This is a genomic window from Embleya sp. L77 (assembly GCF_055557415.1).
Map to the genome: position 1 here is coordinate 3,246,055 of NZ_CM145709.1, position 17,232 is coordinate 3,263,286.

At 71.3% G+C, this 17,232-nt stretch carries 11 protein-coding genes; 1 reads left to right on the forward strand and 10 read right to left on the reverse strand.

The annotated features are described in order from the left end of the window. Position 1 precedes the first annotated feature (1 nt). From ACZOOI_RS13825 to pdhA, 4 genes are all read right to left on the reverse strand, one after another. Positions 2–1,282 (reverse strand): MFS transporter, encoded by a 1,281-nt coding sequence (locus ACZOOI_RS13825; RefSeq protein WP_465281181.1) that lies wholly within the window; start codon positions 1,280–1,282, stop codon positions 2–4. A gap of 172 nt (positions 1,283–1,454) precedes the next feature. Continuing rightward, on the reverse strand, positions 1,455–2,840 hold the full coding sequence (locus ACZOOI_RS13830) for a dihydrolipoamide acetyltransferase family protein (protein WP_465281182.1): 1,386 nt from the start codon (positions 2,838–2,840) through the stop codon (positions 1,455–1,457). A 32-nt stretch (positions 2,841–2,872) separates the two neighbouring features. Further along, positions 2,873–3,838: an alpha-ketoacid dehydrogenase subunit beta gene (locus ACZOOI_RS13835; RefSeq protein WP_465281183.1), complete on the reverse strand. Its 966-nt coding sequence runs from the start codon at positions 3,836–3,838 to the stop codon at positions 2,873–2,875. A gap of 35 nt (positions 3,839–3,873) precedes the next feature. After that, the gene (pdhA, locus tag ACZOOI_RS13840; protein WP_465280939.1) at positions 3,874–5,001 is read right to left on the reverse strand and encodes a pyruvate dehydrogenase (acetyl-transferring) E1 component subunit alpha; all 1,128 of its coding nucleotides are present in this window, start codon (positions 4,999–5,001) and stop codon (positions 3,874–3,876) included. A 364-nt stretch (positions 5,002–5,365) separates the two neighbouring features. On the opposite strand from pdhA, the gene ACZOOI_RS13845 reads away from it, so the two are divergent. After that, complete coding sequence (locus tag ACZOOI_RS13845) at positions 5,366–6,022, forward strand: response regulator (RefSeq protein ID WP_465280940.1); 657 nt, start codon at positions 5,366–5,368, stop codon at positions 6,020–6,022. 330 nt (positions 6,023–6,352) lie between these two features. On the opposite strand, the gene ACZOOI_RS13850 is transcribed toward ACZOOI_RS13845, so the two are convergent. From ACZOOI_RS13850 to hisC, 6 genes are all read right to left on the reverse strand, one after another. Continuing rightward, positions 6,353–7,411: a medium chain dehydrogenase/reductase family protein gene (locus ACZOOI_RS13850; protein WP_465280941.1), complete on the reverse strand. Its 1,059-nt coding sequence runs from the start codon at positions 7,409–7,411 to the stop codon at positions 6,353–6,355. A gap of 86 nt (positions 7,412–7,497) precedes the next feature. Continuing rightward, positions 7,498–9,255, reverse strand: coding sequence for a sensor histidine kinase (locus ACZOOI_RS13855; protein ID WP_465280942.1), 1,758 nt, complete (start codon positions 9,253–9,255; stop codon positions 7,498–7,500). Positions 9,256–9,483: 228 nt separating this feature from the next. Then, positions 9,484–13,044: a thiol reductant ABC exporter subunit CydD gene (gene cydD / locus ACZOOI_RS13860; protein ID WP_465280943.1), complete on the reverse strand. Its 3,561-nt coding sequence runs from the start codon at positions 13,042–13,044 to the stop codon at positions 9,484–9,486. Positions 13,045–13,144: 100 nt separating this feature from the next. Further along, positions 13,145–14,182 (reverse strand): cytochrome d ubiquinol oxidase subunit II, encoded by a 1,038-nt coding sequence (gene cydB, locus ACZOOI_RS13865; RefSeq protein WP_465280944.1) that lies wholly within the window; start codon positions 14,180–14,182, stop codon positions 13,145–13,147. A 12-nt stretch (positions 14,183–14,194) separates the two neighbouring features. Further along, the gene (locus ACZOOI_RS13870) at positions 14,195–15,631 is read right to left on the reverse strand and encodes a cytochrome ubiquinol oxidase subunit I (RefSeq protein WP_465280945.1); all 1,437 of its coding nucleotides are present in this window, start codon (positions 15,629–15,631) and stop codon (positions 14,195–14,197) included. 300 nt (positions 15,632–15,931) lie between these two features. Next, positions 15,932–16,999 (reverse strand): histidinol-phosphate transaminase, encoded by a 1,068-nt coding sequence (hisC, locus tag ACZOOI_RS13875; RefSeq protein ID WP_465281184.1) that lies wholly within the window; start codon positions 16,997–16,999, stop codon positions 15,932–15,934. Between the last annotated feature and the right edge of the window lie 233 nt (positions 17,000–17,232).

Genomic DNA, 17,232 nt, shown 5'->3' on the forward strand with positions numbered 1-17,232 from the left:
GTCAGCCGGCGTCGGGAACGCTCTCCCGCTCCGATGCGCGCCCCGCCGCCACCACACATACCGGCTCGGCCCGGCGGCCCCGCCCCGCGACCTTGCGGGCGTAGCGCAGCACCTGGACGACGCCGAGCAGCAGCGGTACGGCCTGGACGGCCATCGCGACGCGGTACGCATTCAGCCCGTGCGCGCCGCCGCCCGGCTCGACCAGGTCCAGGACCAGGCCGATCGCGAACAGACACAGGGTCGCGGCGGCGAACCCGCCGACGTTGACGATGCCCGACACCGTGCCCAGGCGCTGCGCCGGATTGCCGTCCCGGGCGAACTCCATGCCGACCAGGGACAGCGCCCCGCCCGGGCCGATCACCAGCGCGAGCACGACCAGCAGCCACAGCGGCGAGGGCTCGGCCGGGATCAGCACGGCGGCCCACAACACCAGGGCCAGGATCGGCTGCCCCACACACAACATCAGCCTGCTGCCCGGCCGGCGGGTCACCAGCGGGCCGACCACCAGGCACGCGAACATGTTGATCACGATCGCCACGGTCAACAGCGCGCTTGCGGTGCCCTTGGCCAGGCCCTGGCCCTCGACCAGGAACGGAAAACCCCACAACATCAGGAAGACCTGCGGCAGGCAGCCGCACGCCCAGTGCGCCCACAGGCCGAGCCGGGTGCCGGGTTCGGCCCACGCCGCGCGCACCTGGGACCACATGCCCGGGCCGCCGGCCGGCCGCACCCGCCTTCTCGCACCGGGGTTGTCACGCAGCACGAGCAGCACCACGACCAGGACCGCCACCCCCACCCCGGCGGAGACCGCGAAGGTCCGGCTCCAACCGAACGCGTGCAGCGCGCCGGCCAGCGGCGTGGCACCGGCGAGGTTGCCGGCCATCCCCAGCAGTGCGGTCAACTGGGTCAACACGGCGACCCGGTTCGCCGGGAACCACACCGACACCACCCGCAGCACACTGACGAACGTCATCGCGTCGCCCATGCCGACCAGCACCCGGGCGAGTACGGCGCCGGTGAAGCCGTGCGCGAACGCGAAGGTGAACTGACCCGCCGTCATCAGCACCAGCCCGCAGCTGAGCACCCGTTTGGCGCCGAGCCGGTCGGTCAGCGCGCCGACGGGTATCTGCAGGCCCGCGTAGACGAGCAGTTGCAGCATCGGGAACAGCGAGAGCTGCGAAGCGGAGACGCCGAACCGCTCCTGCGCGTCGATCCCGGCCACGCCGAGACTGCTGCGGTGGAACACCGCGACGACGTATACCGAAGCCGCGACCGCCCACATGATCCACGCGATGCCGCCGCCGGGCCGGGAGGGGGCTGTGTCCGCAGATGGTTTCACAGTACATACACATTAGGGGACGCCCTCGGACATACGTACGGCCGGGCCCCGAAAAGGGACCCGGCCGTACGCCCGTGGGCGACCCGCCGTGCGCGGGCGACCCGCGCCGGACGCGTCAGCCGCGGACGAACAACAACTTCGGCCGCTCCAGCATCTGGGCCACGTCGGCCAGCACCCGCGAGCCCAACTCGCCGTCCACCATCCGGTGGTCGAAGGACAGCGAGAGGGTGGTCACCTGCCGGGGCTTGACCTTGCCCCTGTGCACCCACGGCTGCTCACGGATCGCGCCCACCGCCAGGATCGCGGCCTCGCCCGGGTTGAGGATCGGTGTGCCGCCGTCCACCCCGAACACGCCCACGTTGGTGATGGTCACCGTGCCGCCGGCCATGTCGGCGGGCGAGGTGCGCCCGTCCCGAGCGGTGGCCACCAGCTCGGTGAGTGCGCCGGCCAACGCGGTCAGGCTCTTGCCGCCCGCGTCCTTGATGTTCGGCACGATCAACCCGCGCGGCGTCGCCGCGGCGATGCCCAGGTTGATGCGATCGTGGACGACGATCTCCTGGTTCGGCTCGTCCCAGGACGCGTTGATCTCCGGGTGCCGGGCGATCGCCACGAGCAGCGCCCGGGCGACCAGGAGCAGCGGACTCACCTTGATGTCCGCGAAATCGGGCAACTCGCGCAGCTTGCGCACGAGTTTGACCGTGCGGGTCACGTCCACCGTCACCCACTCGGTGACGTGCGGCGCGGAGAACGCGCTCGCCACCATGGCCTGCGCGGTCGCCTTGCGCACCCCCTTGACCGGGATGCGCCGCTCGCCCGCGATGCTCTCGCCGGGTCCGGTCGCCGCGAAGGCGGGCGGGGCGGCGGCCGGCGCGGGGCGGGCGGCCGCGTGTACGTCCTCGCGGGTGACCGTTCCGCCGGGGCCCGAGGGGAGCACCGACGCGAGGTCCACGCCCAGGTCCCGGGCCAGCTTGCGGACCGGCGGCTTGGCGAGCGCGATCGAGCCGGCCGCGGGCGAGCCCGACGTCGACGGACCCGGGTGCGCCGAGCCGTTGGCCGCGCGGACCACCGGGGCGGGCGCGGCGGTGTCCGTCTTGCGGGCCCGCCGCCGGCCGGACGTGGTGCGCACGCCGTACCCGACCAGCACCGCCGTCCGGGTGTCCTTCTTCTCCGGCTCGGCGGCCGGGACGGGTTCGGGCGCCTCGGGTTCGGGCACGAGGTCCGCGGCGAGGGCCTCTTCCCGGGTGTCGGCCGGTTCGGCCGCGGCGGCGGGCACCTGCGTGCCACTCGGCGCCACCGCGATGATCGGAGTGCCGACCGCGACCGTGTCGCCCTCGCCGGCCAGGAGTTCGGTCACCACCCCGTCGAACGGACACGGCAGCTCGACCAGGGCCTTGGCCGTCTCCACCTCGACCATGACCTGGCCATCGCTCACCTCGTCGCCGACCTTGACGTGCCATACGACGATGTCGGCCTCTTCGAGCCCCTCGCCGACGTCGGGCATCAGGAACTTCTTCACGTCGGACACGGGATTCCTCACCAGGCCAGGGAACGGTCGACGGCATCGAGCACACGGTCCAGATCGGGGAGGTAGTCCTCCTCGACCCGGGACGGCGGATACGGCGTGTGATAGCCGCCGACCCGGAGCACCGGCGCCTCCAGGTGGTAGAAGCAGCGCTCGGTGATCGTCGCCGAGACCTCCGCGCCGATGCCCAGGAACGACGGGGCCTCGTGCACGACGACGAGGTGACCCGTGCGCTCGACCGACTCCTCGACCGCGTCCAGGTCCAGCGGGGACAACGAGCGCAGGTCGATCACCTCCAGCTCGCGCCCCTCCTCGGCCGCCGCCGCGGCGGCCTCCAGGCAGGTCGCCACCATCGGCCCGTAGGCGACCAGCGTGCAGGCGTCGCCCGGACGCACCACGCGGGAGCCGTACAGCGGGCCCGGCGTCGCGGCGGTGTCCACCTCGGCCTTGGTCCAGTAGCGCCGCTTGGGCTCCAGGAAGATCACCGGGTCGTCGGAGGCGATCGCCTGCTGGATCATCCAGTAGGCGTCCACCGGGTTCGAGCACGACACCACCCGCAGGCCGGCGGTGTGCGCGAAGTACGCCTCGGGCGACTCGCTGTGGTGCTCGACCGCGCCGATCCCGCCGCCGAACGGAATGCGGATGACGATCGGCAGTCGGACGTAGCCGAGCGAACGGGCGTGCATCTTGGCCAGTTGGGTGACGATCTGGTCGAAGGCGGGGAAGACGAAGCCGTCGAACTGGATCTCCACGACCGGTCGGTAGCCCGCGAGGGCCAGGCCGATCGCGGTGCCGACGATGCCGGACTCGGCCAGCGGGGTGTCCACCACCCGGTCCTCGCCGAAGTCCTTCTGCAAACCGTCGGTGACCCGGAAGACACCGCCGAGCTTGCCGATGTCCTCGCCCATGATCAAGACCTTGGGGTCGCTCTCCAGGGACTTGCGCAGCCCCGTGTTGAGCGCCTGCACCATCGACATCGGACGGGTCGTGCCCGTCGCCTGTGCGGCAGCCATCAGTGCCCGTCCTCCCCGGCGTCGACGAAGGACGCGTGGTAAGCCTCGAACTCGGCCCGTTCCCGGTCCACGAGAGTGTGCGAATCGGCGTACACGTGCGCGAACATCGACACCGGATCGGGGTCCGGCATCGTGCGCACACCGTTGCGTACGCGCTTGCCCAATTCCTCGCTCTCGACCTCCAGGGCCGCGAAGAACTCGGGGGTACCGATGCCCTGCTTGTGCAGGTATGCCTTGAGCCGCTCGATCGGGTCCTTGAGCCGCCACTCCTCCAATTCCGCGTTCAACCGATAGCGGGTCGGGTCGTCGGAAGTGGTGTGCGCGCCCATTCGGTAGGTGAACGCCTCGATCAGCATCGGGCCCTCGCCGCGCCGGGCCCGGGCCAAAGCCGCCCTGGTCACCGCGAGACACGCGAGCACGTCGTTTCCGTCCACCCGAACCCCGGGAAAGCCGAATCCGGCGGCGCGCCGATACAGCGGCACCTTCGTCTGCCGTTCGGTGGGTTCGGAGATGGCCCATTGATTGTTCTGGCAGAAGAACACCACGGGCGCGTTGAACACCGCCGCGAAGGTGAATGCCTCGTTGACATCGCCCTGGCTGGAGGCGCCGTCACCGAAATACGTGACGACCGCGCCGTCGCCGCCGTCGCGTTGCACGCCCATCGCGTATCCGACGCCGTGCAGGGTCTGGGCGCCGATGACGATCGTGTAGAGCTGGAAATTGTTCTCGCGCGGATCCCAACCGCCGTGGTTGACGCCGCGGAACATCCCGAGCAGATTCAACGGGTCCACGCCGCGACACCAGGCGACGCCGTGTTCACGATAGGTGGGAAACACATAGTCGTCCGGACTCAGTGCCCGTCCGGACCCGATCTGCGCGGCTTCCTGGCCGAGCAGCGAGGCCCACAGGCCCAGTTCGCCCTGCCGTTGCAGCGCGGTGGCCTCGGCATCGAAGCGACGCACCAGAACCAGGTCGCGGTACAGACTCAGGTATTCGTCATCGGACAGGTCGATCGAGTAATCGGGATGCTCGACCCGCTCGCCCTCGGGGGTGAGCAACTGGATCAGTTCTGGACCGGCTCCGGAATCGGGCGGAAACAATGTTCCGTCCGTACTGTCCACTGCCACGTTCTCTCCTCCGTCTGTCCGGTCCGCGGGGTCGCCGTGGACCGGGTCCGGATCGCCGGGCCCGGTTCCGCGCGGGGTGTGCGCGGCTACCTTGAAGTGCAGACACGGCGATTGGTGGCTGTACTTCCTAGGATTTCCTAGGAATTCCCGGGTGAATCCGGGAGGCACCTGCGCACAGGCATGCGGTTCGGAAACCGCACACCGCAACGTTACCCACCAGTCGCGCCGGCACGTAGTGGCGACCGGCCCGAACGTGGCGGCACTGTTTGTCGTTCCTCGACAAACGGCCGCGTGTCGGACCCGCCCCGCCCCTTCCGGAGGCACCAACCGGGCACCCGGACGGTGTACATGCGAACCTGGACAAGTGAGCGATCAGGGAAGTATCCGGGTATTTCTCCTCGATGACCACGAGGTGGTCCGTCGCGGCGTCCACGAGTTGTTGTCGATCGAGGACGACATCGACGTGGTCGGCGAGGCGGGCACCGCCGCCGAGGCGCTGGTGCGCATCGCGGCGACCCGACCGCAGGTCGCGGTGCTCGACGTGCGGCTGCCGGACGGCAGCGGGGTCGAGGTGTGTCGCGAGATCCGGGCCCGACTGCCCGACGTGCGCTGCCTGATGCTCACGTCCTTCTCCGACGACGAGGCGCTGTTCGACGCGATCATGGCGGGCGCCTCCGGCTACGTACTGAAGGACATCCGCGGCTCCGACCTGGTCGGCGCGGTCCGCGACGTGGCCGCCGGCAAATCCCTGCTCGACCCGGCCGCCACCGCCCGCGTCCTGGAACGCCTGCGCGGCGGCACCCACGGCGACGAGCGCCTGACGGCCCTGAGCGACCAGGAGCGCCGCATCCTCGACCTGATCGGCGAGGGCATGACGAACCGCCAGATCGGCACCGAGATGCACCTGGCGGAGAAGACGGTCAAGAACTACGTCTCCAGCCTGCTCGCGAAGCTGGGCATGGAACGCCGCACCCAGGCGGCTGCGTATGTGGCCCGGCAGAAGGCGGAGAAGCGGCGGTAGGGGCACTGAGCCTGGTCGAAAGTCGCCCACCGACCTCGGCAGCCAGGCTTGCTCTCCGTACGGCTCTGACACGGGCAGGGAGACAACGCCCCTGGGTGCCATCCCGAGTGGTCACGGGTGCCGTCGGGGTCGTGTCGATGTCGTGCCGGCGGCTCGGGGCAGGTGTGTGGGGGTCGCCGGCCGGGGCGGTCGGGGCGTGGGGCGTGCCGGTGAGCCCAGGGCAAGGGCGGTCATCAGGGCGGTACTTGCCCAGTGCGACGGGTTGGTGAGGGAGCGGTTCAGGTGCATGGCGGGGTCCTTTGAGCGGTCGCGGCGTCGGATGGTGGTGCGTCAGCCCGCGTCCGGGACCAGCACCACCTTGCCGGTGACCGTGCCGGATTCGGCCAGTGCGAGTGCGTCGGCGGCTCGGCTCAGCGGGATGCGGGCCGCGACCTGGGCGGTGATGGTGCCGGCGCCGAGCAGGGCGAAGACCTCGGTCAGGTCGGCGCGCAGGCGGGCCCGGAAGGTCGCCGGGCGGCGCTTGCCGGCCCAGATGTTGTAGAAGTGCGTGCGCCGGCCGTTGGGCAGCAGGTGCCACCACAGGAGACGGGCGATCAGCTTGAGCACGGGCAGCCGGGACGAGCCGGGCTCGTTCTTGGTGGCGGCCGTCCCGTACGAGACGAGGGTGCCGCCGCGGGCGAGCAGCCCGAACGAGTCGACGATCCCCTTGCCGCCGACGTGGTCGAAGACGGCGTCGACACCGTGCGGGGCGTGCGCGCGGACCTGCGCGGGCAGGTCGGCGGCCCGGTAGTCCAGCGGGATCGCGCCCAGCGCACGGACCGCGTCGTGGTGGCGCGGCGAGGCGGTGCCGATGACCCGGACGCCGGCCTGCGTGGCCAACTGGACCAGGGTCGATCCCACGCCGCCGTTGGCGCCGTGCACCAGGATGGTCTGTCCCCGGCGGATTCCGGCCCGGCGGTGCAACATTTGCCACGCGGTGATCCCGTTGACGACCACCGTCTCGGCCTCGGCCGGGTCGATGCCCTCGGGCACCTCGACCAGGTCGGCGGCCGGGAGCACCGTCAGGCTCGCCCACCCGCCCACCTTGGTCAGCGCGGCGAACCGGCGGCCGACCAGCGCGGCATCGCCACCGGGCCCGACCCGCAGGACCGTGCCGACCAGGTCGTAGCCGGGCACGAACGGGAAGGCCGGCTGGTCGTAGTACTTGCCGCGACGCATCTGCTGCTCGGCGAAGGAAACCCCCGACGCCTCGACCGCGAGCAGGACCTCCCCGATCGCCGGCTCCGGCGCCGGGCGCACCCGGACTTCCAGGCCGGAGGGCTCGACGATGCCCGGCAGCACGATCTCGGTGACCGAGTCGGTGGCGGTCTCGGTGGCGATGGCATTCATCACGACTCCATGTGATTGCGTTTGTTATGCCTTCTAACGTAAGTGCGTACCATTAGCATGTCAAGCATCGATGCACGAACCTCCGGTCAGAGCGGTACCGACCAGGTCACCGTCGTCCCGCGGCCCTGCGGACCGGGTCCGAACTCCGCCCGGCCGCCCAACTCCGTGGCGCGACCGGCCAGGTTGGCCAGGCCGCTGCGTCGACCGCCGGGCGGGATGCCCACGCCGTCGTCGGTGACCGTCAGGTCGACCATGCCGCCGGCCACCGCCAGGTTCACCTCGACCCGGGACGCGTGCGCATGGCGCGCGGCGTTGGAGAGGACCTCGCGCAGTGCGGCGAGGAGTTGCTCGGCGATCTCGTCCGGCACGGTCGCGTCGACCGGACCCGCGAAGGTGACCGTCGGCTCGAAGCCGAGCGTGGCGGCCGACGCGCTCGCCTCGCGCAGCACCCGGCCGCGGACCCCGACCGGCCCCTCGCGCGGCGGATTCTGCAACGCGAAGATGGTGCTGCGCACTTCGCGGATCGTCGCGTCGAGTTCGTCCACGGCCTGGTTGATCCGGACGGTCACGGCCGGCACCCGCGCCAACCGGGCCGCGCCCTGGAGCATCATCCCGGTCGCGAACAGCCGCTGGATGACCAGGTCGTGCAGGTCCCGGGCGATCCGGTCGCGGTCCTCGAACACGGCCAGCCGTTCCCGGTCGCGCTGTGCGCTCGCCAGCATCAATGCGATCGCCGCCTGACCGCCGAACGCCTGGGCCATCGAGCGCTCGGTCCGGTTGAACGGGACCGCGCCGATGCGCTTGTCCAACTCGAGCGCGCCCAGGATCCGGTCGCTGGCGATCAGCGGCACGAACAGGCCCGGCCCGAAGCAGCGGGACTGGTCCAGCATCACGTTCGGATCGGTGCTCATGTCCGCGATGAAGATGCTGCGACCGGTGTTGATCGCCTCCGCGATCGGGCTGCCCTGCGCGACCACCGTGCCGCCCAGCCCCGCGAGGTCCTCGCCGGAGGTGACCTCGACCAGGTAGGAGCCGTCCGGCTGGGGCAGGTACATCGCGGCGAAGTCCGCCTCGGCCAGGCTGCGGGCGTGCTCGGCCACCACGGCGAGTGCCTCGTCCGGGTCCTGCGTGGTCAGCAGCGCCGTGGTGACGTCCGCCGAGCCCATGATCCATTTCTCCCGGCGGGCCGCGCTCTCGAACAGGCGCGCGTTCTCGATGGCCACCCCGGCCGCCGCCGCGAGCGCCCGGACCACCTGCTTGTCCTCGACGCTGAAGTCCGGCCTGCCGCGCTTCTCGGTCAGGTACAGATTGCCGAACACCTCGTCGCGCACCCGGATCGGCACGCCCAGGAACGAGTGCATCGCGGGGTGGTTCGGCGGGAAGCCGTAGGACGCGGGGTGCCGGCTCAGATCGTCCAGCCGCAGCGGCTCGGGGTGGTCGATCAGCAGACCCAGGATCCCCCGCCCGTGCGGGAGTTCGCCGATCCGCTCGCGGTCCTCCTCGGCGATGCCGACGGTGATGAAGTCGGACAGGTTGTGCTCGGTGCCGATCACCCCGAGCGCGGCGTAGCGCGCGTCCACCAGGTCGGCGGCGGCCTCGACGATCCGGCGCAGCGTGGTGTGCAGGTCCAGGTCGGCGCCGACCGCGATCACCGCTTCGAGAAGGCCCTGGAGACGATCCCCGGCCGCCGCCGCCGAGCCGAGCCGCTCGACCACCTCGGCCATCAGGTCCTCCAGACCGAGCGAGGCCCGGGCCGCCACGGCCGCTTCGGGCGTGCGGTCGGACCGATCCGTCCCGTCGGGCTCGTCGGCGCCGTCGGCACTGCTGCCGGTCGCGTTCACCATGGATGCAGCCTACGTGGGCAAATACTGATGAAAGCGGCAAAACATCCCGGACACGCATGCGGATCCCCGCCCACGAATCACGGGTACCGGTCCGCACACGCGGATGCACGCGCATCCGACCGCGCGTGCCCGGAGCCCCCGTACGCCCATCCGAACGGCACGCACCCGAAGCACCCGAAGCGCCCGGACCCGCGTCCGGGCAAACCGGTACGGATCCGCGCGCCCGCCTCACGCCCCCGCCGCGACCGCCCCCACTGCGGACTCCCGGTCGAGCAGCGCCCGAAACGCCCCGGCCTCGGTACTCAACCGCCCCCACGTCCCGCGTTGCAGCACCCGCCCCTCGGCCAGCACGACGATCTCGTCCACCGCATGCAATCCGGTGAGCCGATGGGTGACCAGCAGCGTGGTCCGCCCCCGGGTCGCGTCCAGCAGGTCGGCCGTCAGCGCGTCGGCCGTGGGCAGATCGAGGTGTTCGGCGGGCTCGTCGAGCAGCAGGATCTCGAAGTCGGCGAGCAGCGCGCGGGCCAGCGCGAGCCGTTGCCGCTGGCCGCCGGACAGCCGTGCGCCGTGTTCGCCGACCATCGTGTCCAGCCCCTGGGGCAGCGTGTCCACCCAGTCCAGCAGCCGGGCCCGGGCCAGCGCCGCGCGCATCGCGTCCTCGTCGCAGCCCGGGCGGGCCAGTCGCAGGTTCTCCCGCAGCGAGCTGTCGAAGACGTGCGCGTCCTGCGCACACAGCCCGATCACGCGCCGCACGTCGTCCCCGGCGAGGTCGGTGATCGGTACGCCGGCCAGGGTCACCGCGCCCGCCGCCGGGTCCAGGAAGCGCAGCAGCACGTTGGCCAGCGTGGTCTTGCCCGACCCGCTCGCCCCGACCACCGCGAGCCGCTTGCCCGGGGTGAGTTCGAGGTCGACGCCGGCGAGGGCGGGCGGACCGTCCGGGGTCCAGCGCGCGTGCAGGTCGCGCACCAGCAACGGTCGCGGTGCGGCGGGCAGGGCGCGCGGCGGGGCCGGCTCGTGGACCGGCTCGGGCGCGTCGATCACCTCGAACACCCGGGCCGCGGCCCGGCGCGAGCTCTCCAGGTGCCGGCCGGCGGCGGGCAGCACGACGGTGGCCTCGAATGCGGCGAGCGGGGTGAGCACCACCAGCGCGAGCAGCACACCGCTCAACCGGTCGGCGTGCACCGCCGCGACGCCCACCAGGGCGGACGCCCATACCGTCGCGCCGGACACCAGTGCGGCCAGCCCGGCCCCGACACCCGCGCCCCGGGCCTGCCCCGCCTCGGTCGCGCGCAACCGCGCGTCCACCGCGTCCACCTCGGCCAGCCGGGCGGGCGCGCGGCCCGCCGCGATCAGTTCGGGCGTGCCGCGCAACAGGTCGACCACGGCACCGGCGAGTTCGCCGCGGACCGCGGCGACCCGGCGTTCGGCCCGCCGGGCGACCCGGCCGGCCAGCCACGGCACCAGCACGCCGGCGGCGAGCAGACCGAGCAGCAAGACCGCGCCGGCCTCGGGCAGCACCAGGGCGACGGTGAGCACCGCGCCCGCGCCGACCACGGCCGCCACACACGCGGGCAGCAGCGCGCGCAGGAAGAAGTCCTGTACCGCGTCCACGTCGGCGACCAGCCGGGAGAGCAGGTCACCGCGTCGGAAGGCGGGCAGTCCGGCCGGCGCCAGCCGCTCCAGGCGTTCGTACACCCGCACCCGCAACCGGGCCAGGATCCGAAACGCCGCGTCGTGCCCGATCAGCCGCTCTGCATAGCGGAACACCGCGCGGGAGACGCCGAAGGCCCGCACGCCGGTGACCGCGACCATCAGGGTCAGTACCGGCGGATGCTCGGACGCACGCGAGATCAGCCACGCCGAGGTGGCCATCAGGCCGACCGAGCTGCCCAGCGCGAGCGCCCCGCACAACACCGCGAGCGCGAGCCGGGCGCGCAACGGCCGGGCCAGCGCGAGCAGTCGGCGGCCGGGCCCGGCCCCGGCGAGGACCGGCGGGTCCGCGAGGGCACGCTCGAAGGGTTGCTCCACGGGCTGTTCGAAGGGCCGCTCCACGGCCGGGACGTCGTCCGCCGCCCGCGCGGCCTCGACCTCCGGTGCGGGTGCCTGGACCGCGCTCGCCGGGTGTGCGCCCGCCGGGTCCGACGCCGACGACCCCGCGCCCACGGCCACCACCCGGTCGGCCAACGGCAGCAGCGCGGGCCGGTGTGCGACCAGCACGACCGTACGGCCGACCGCCAGCCGGCGGACCGCCTCGACAATGGTCGCCTCGGCGTCGCCGTCCAGGTTCGAGGTCGGCTCGTCCAGCAGCAGGATCGGCCGGTCGGCCAGGAACGCCCGGGCCAGCGCGAGGCGTTGCCGCTGTCCGGCGGACAGGCCGGCGCCGTCCTCACCGAGCGGCGCATCCATGCCCCCCGCGGCCGCCACGAAGTCCGCCGCACCGGCCGCGACCAGCGCGTCGTGCACCTCGGCGTCGCCGGCGTCCGGACGGGCCAGGCGCACGTTGGCGCCGATGGTGCCCGCGAACAGGTAGGGCCGCTGCGGGACCCACGCGATCCGGGCCCGCCACGCGTCGGGGTCCAGCTCGGCCAGGTCCACGCCGCCCACGGTGACCCGACCCTCCGTCGGCCGGGTGAAGCCGAGCAATACCGCGAGCACGGTGGACTTGCCGCACCCGCTGGGCCCGGTCAGCGCGATCGTCTCGCCCGGTCGTACGGTCAGGTCCAGCTCGGCGGGCGCCGCGGCGGCCCGACCCTCGTGCCGCACGGTCAGGCCGGTCAGCACCAGCTCGGCCGAGCGCGGGTCGGGCACCGGCGCGGTGCCGGCGGGTGCGTCCGGGGTGGTCTCCAGGACGGCGAAGACCCGGTCCGCGGCGCTCACCCCCTCGACGCTGGCGTGATACTCGGCACCGACCTGACGCAGCGGCAGATATGCCTCGGGTGCCAGGATCAGCACCACGAGCGCGGTCTCCAGGCTCAGCTCGCCGTCGACCAGGCGCAGGCCGACGCCGACCGCGACCAGCGCGACCGAGATGGTGGCGAGCAGTTCGAGCGCGAACGAGGACAGGAACGCGATCCGCAAGGTCTTGAGTGTGGCCCGGCGGTAGTCGTCGGTGATCGTGCGGATCGACGTCGCCTGTGCCTTGGCCCGGCCGAACACCTTGAGGGTGGGCAGTCCGGCGACCACGTCCAGGAAGTGCCCGGCCAGCCGGTTGAGCACCGTCCACTGCCGGTCCATGTACTTCTGTGTGGCCATCCCGATCAGCGCCATGAACAGCGGGATCAGCGGCAGCGTGACCACGATCGTCACCGCCGAGATCCAGTCGCCGAACACCACGCGCGCGAGCACCGCGACCGGCACGGTGACGGACAGGATCAACTGCGGCAGGTAGCGGGCGAAGTAGCCGTCGAGCGCGTCCACGCCGCGGGTGGCCAGCGTGGTCAGCTCGCCGGAGCGCTCGTGGTTCAACCAGGCCGGGCCGAGCCGGACCACGTGTGCGAGCAGTCGCGACCGCAGTTGCGACTTCACCGCCGCCGAGGTGCGGTGCGCGATCACCTCGGTGAGCCAGGAGATCGCCGAGCGGGCCGCGATCACGGCGGCGAGCAGGCCGAGCTCCGGCCACAGATCGCCGACCGCGGCCCCCTCCTCGAAGGCCGCCACGATCACCCGGGCGAGCAGGCCCGCCTGGACGAGCACGAGACCCGCGCCCGCCGTGCCCAGCACCACGGTCAGGGCCAGAAAGCCCCGGGTGGCACGGGCGTGGGTCAGCAGGCGCGGGTCTACAGGCTTCACGAGCCGCTCTTTCGTCGGTGCGTCGTCGGTGCGGTCCTCCGCGGCGACCGGTGCCGGGCGCCGCGACGGGGTGAACGTCGCCGGGTCGGCACCGGGTCCGCTACTTGCCGACCAGGTCGGCCGCGGCGGCACCGAAGGCCGGCTTGGCCGGGATGCTCTTGGTGCTGATCCGCTTGCGGAACACCCAGTACGTCCAGGCCTGGTAGCACAACACGATCGGGGTCATGAAGCCGGCGACCCAGGTCATGATCTTGAGCGTGTACGGCGTCGAGGACGCGTTGTGGATGGTCAGGTTCCACGCCGAGTCCAGGCTGGAGGGCATCACGTTCGGGAACAGCGACAGGAACAGCATCGCCACCGCGGCGATCACTGTCACGCCGGACAGGGCGAACGCCCAGCCCTCGCGGCCGATCCGGTTCATCGCCAGCGCGGCCACCAGGGCCACCACCGCAACGATCAGCGCGACCAGGGTGCGGCCGTTGCCGTGTTGCGCCTGGGTCCAGATCAGGAACGCCGCCGCGAGCACGGCGGTGGCCAGGCCGAGCTTCCCGGCCAGCGCGTTGGCCCGGACCCGGATGTCGCCGTTGGTCTTGAGCGCGACGAACACCGCACCGTGGAAGGTGAAGAGCACCGTGGTGACCACGCCGCCGAGCAGCGCGTACGGGTTGAGCAGGTCGAGCAGGTTGCCGACGTACTCCTTGTCCGCGTCGATCTTCACCCCGCGCGTGATGTTCGCGAACGCGACGCCCCACATGAAGGCGGGTACCAGCGAGCCCCAGAAGATCGCCTGCTCCCAGCCGCGCTTCCAGCGGTCCTCGTCGCGCTTGGCCCGGTACTCGAACGCGACCCCGCGCAGGATCAGCGCCACCAGGATCAGCAGCAGCGGCAGGTAGAAGCCGCTGAACAAGGTGGCGTACCACTCGGGAAAGGCGGCGAAGGTGGCCCCGCCCGCGGTGATCAGCCAGACCTCGTTGCCGTCCCACACCGGGCCGATGGTGTTGATCAGCACCCGGCGCTCGGTCTCGTTCCGGGCCAGCACCCTGGTCAGGATGCCGACACCGAAGTCGAAGCCTTCGAGGAAGAAGTAGCCGATCCACAGGACGGCGATCAGCAGGAACCAGAATTCGTTGAGTCCCATGACACTCTCCCCTCAGTACGCGAAGGCGAGCGGACGGTCGGCGTCCTCGCCCTCGTCCGACGGATCGTCGGGGTCCTTGCTCACGGGCGCCTTGATCGGCTCGGGACCGGCCTTGACGTAGCGCCGGATCAGGCCCAGTTCGACCACCGCGAGCGCGCCGTACAGCAGCGTGAACACGATCAGCGAGGTCAGCACCTCACCGGTGGACACACTCGGCGACACCCCGGCCTCGGTCTTGAGCACGCCGAACACCAGCCACGGCTGGCGGCCCATCTCGGTGAAGATCCAGCCGAACGAGTTGGCCGCGAACGGGAACGCGATGGTCCACAGGCCGATCCGGTACACCCACGGGTTGGTCGGCAGCTCGCGCTTGCGCCGGGTCAACCACAGGCCGACCAGGCCGATGCCCGCGGTGACCATGCCGACGCCGATCATCAGCCGGAACGACCAGTAGGTGACGAAGATGTTGGGCCGGTAGTCGCCGGGACCGAACTTGACCACCGACTGTTCCTGGAGGTCGTTGATCCCGGGCAGCTCGGCGTCGAGGTCGTTCTTGGCCAGGAAGGACAGCGCGCCGGGGACCTCGATGGCGACCTTGTTGTGGCCCTTGTTGACGTCGCCATAGGAGAAGATCGAGAACGGCGCCGGCTTCGAGGTCTCCCACAGCGCCTCGGCCGAGGCCATCTTCATCGGCTGCTGTTCGTACATCAGCTTGCCCTGCATGTCACCGGTGAGCGCGAGGCCCGCGCCCGCCAGCACCGAGACCCACAGGCCCAGCCGCAGCGACGGGCGGAACACCGCGACCTCGTTGCGCTTGCGCAGGTGCCAGCAGCTGATCCCGATCAGGAACCCGCCGGCGACCAGGAACGCGGCCGGGAGGATGTGCAGGAAGGCGGCGATCGCGGTGTTGTTGGTGAGCACCGCCATGAAGTCGGTCAGCTCGGCGCGGCCGGTCTCCGGGTTGATCCGGTATCCGACCGGGTGCTGCATCCACGAGTTCGCGGCCAGGATGAAGTAGGCCGACAGGATCGTGCCGATCGCCGCGGCCCAGATCGTGGCCAGGTGGATCCGCTTGGGCAGCCGCTCCCAGCCGAAGATCCACAGGCCCAGGAAGGTCGACTCCAGGAAGAAGGCGACCAGTGCCTCGATGGCGAGCGGGGCGCCGAAGATGTCGCCGACGAAGCGCGAGTAGTCGGACCAGTTCATCCCGAACTGGAACTCCTGCACGATGCCGGTGACCAGGCCGAGCGCGAAGTTGATCAGGAAGAGCTTGCCCCAGAACTTGGTGGCCCGGAGGTAGTGCTCCTTGCCGGTGCGCACCCACGCGGTCTGCAGACACGCGACCAGGATGGACAAACCCATCGTGAGCGGGACGAAGAGGAAGTGGTAGACGGTCGTGATGCCGAACTGCCACCGGGCTACGTCGAGTGTTTCGACGGCGAGGTCCATGGGCCCCTCATTCCTCCTGATCGCCGGACGCGTCTCGCACGCGAGCGCGCGTTTGGTTCACGATGCACACGGCGCTTCCGCGCACCCCGCCCGACACTTCGTCGAGCAAACCCGGAGGAACCGGGAGGGATGTTCGGTTTCACCCGCTCGACTTTGTGAATGGGTTCACAAAGTCGAGCTTGTGCATCCGTTCACAAACACTAGCGAGCCCTCCCGGACACCCCTTGAGGGGGGTACCCGAGAGGGCTCGAAGTGGTCCGAACGGACCCAAACGACGACCGGCGGCCGGACGCAGCCCGCCTACACGTTCATGAACCGCGCGGCGGTCTCCAGGAAGATCGTGTTGGCCTCGGTCTCGCCGATGGTGATCCGGCAGCCCTCGCCCGCGAACGGCCGTACGGTGACCCCGGCCGCCTCGCACATCGCGGCGAATTCGTTCGTGCGCTCCCCCAGCCGCAACCAGACGAAGTTGGCCTGCGAGTCGAAGACCGTCCAGCCCTGGCCGATCAGCGTCTCCAGCACCCGCTCCCGCTCGGCGACCAACGCGTCGACGCGCTCCAGGAGTTCGCCCTCGGCGCCGATCGAGGCGATCGCCGCCACCTGGGCCAGCCGGTTCACCGAGAACGGCATCCCGGTCTTGCGCAGCTCGTCCGCGACCGGCTCGTGCGCGATCGCGAAGCCCACCCGCAGGCCGGCCAGACCGTACGCCTTCGAGAAGGTGCGCAGCACCACCACGTTGGGCCGGTCGCGGTAGATGTCCACACCGTCCGGAACCTGCTCGTCCCGGATGAACTCGCGGTACGCCTCGTCCAGCACGACCAGCACGTCGCGCGGCACCCGGTCCAGGAAACGTTCCAGCTCGGCCCGGTGGATCACCGCGCCGGTCGGGTTGTTCGGGTTGCACACGAAGATCAGCCGGGTGCGCTCGGTGACGGCGGCGGCCATCGCGTCCAGGTCGTGGCTCTCGTCGGCGAGCAGCGGAATCTGCACCGGCGTCGCGCCCGCGAGCAGCACCAGGAGCGGGTACGCCTCGAACGAGCGCCACGCGAACACGACCTCGTCGCCCTCGCCGGCCGTCGCGTTCACCAGCTGCTGCGCGACGGTCACCGAACCGGTGCCCGCCACGATGTGCGACGCGGGCACCCCGAACCGCTCGGCGAGCGTCTGCGCCAACTCCGTGTTCGCCGGGTCCGGGTAGCGGTTCATCTCGCCGACGGCGTCCGCCACCACCTTGTGCACGCTGGGCAGCGGCGGGTACGGGTTCTCGTTGGAGGAGAGCTTGTACGCCGGTACGCCCTCCGCCGCCACCGGCGGTTGGCCCGCCTTGTAGACGGGCACCTCGGCCAGGACCGCCCGGAACCTCGGAATGCCGCTGTCGTCCGTGCCTGGGGCGTTGTGCTGGGTCACGCCCGTCCTCCTCGCATACTGGTCGGGGTGCCTGGGCGCACGTCCCGGTCGTCTCAACTCTATGGTCCGTCCGCTCGGGAGTGGATGGGCGGGCGGATCACGACCTCCGCCGAACGTTCAGGGGCAGGTATGGGGGGATACGTTTCTTCGTAAAGCAATGACATGAACCGGGCCAGGGCGGCGCATTCGGCCTA

What these genes read in the sequence shown, in the direction of transcription:
- ACZOOI_RS13825 (WP_465281181.1), bottom strand. Translation starts at nt 1,282, where the DNA reads ATGTGGGCGGTCGCGGCTTCGGTATACGTCGTCGCGGTGTTCCACCGC.
- ACZOOI_RS13830 (WP_465281182.1), bottom strand. Translation starts at nt 2,840, where the DNA reads ATGCCCGACGTCGGCGAGGGGCTCGAAGAGGCCGACATCGTCGTATGG.
- ACZOOI_RS13835 (WP_465281183.1), bottom strand. Translation starts at nt 3,838, where the DNA reads ATGTCGATGGTGCAGGCGCTCAACACGGGGCTGCGCAAGTCCCTGGAG.
- ACZOOI_RS13850 (WP_465280941.1), bottom strand. Translation starts at nt 7,411, where the DNA reads ATGAATGCCATCGCCACCGAGACCGCCACCGACTCGGTCACCGAGATC.
- ACZOOI_RS13855 (WP_465280942.1), bottom strand. Translation starts at nt 9,255, where the DNA reads ATGGTGAACGCGACCGGCAGCAGTGCCGACGGCGCCGACGAGCCCGAC.
- cydB (WP_465280944.1), bottom strand. Translation starts at nt 14,182, where the DNA reads ATGGGACTCAACGAATTCTGGTTCCTGCTGATCGCCGTCCTGTGGATC.
- ACZOOI_RS13870 (WP_465280945.1), bottom strand. Translation starts at nt 15,631, where the DNA reads ATGGACCTCGCCGTCGAAACACTCGACGTAGCCCGGTGGCAGTTCGGC.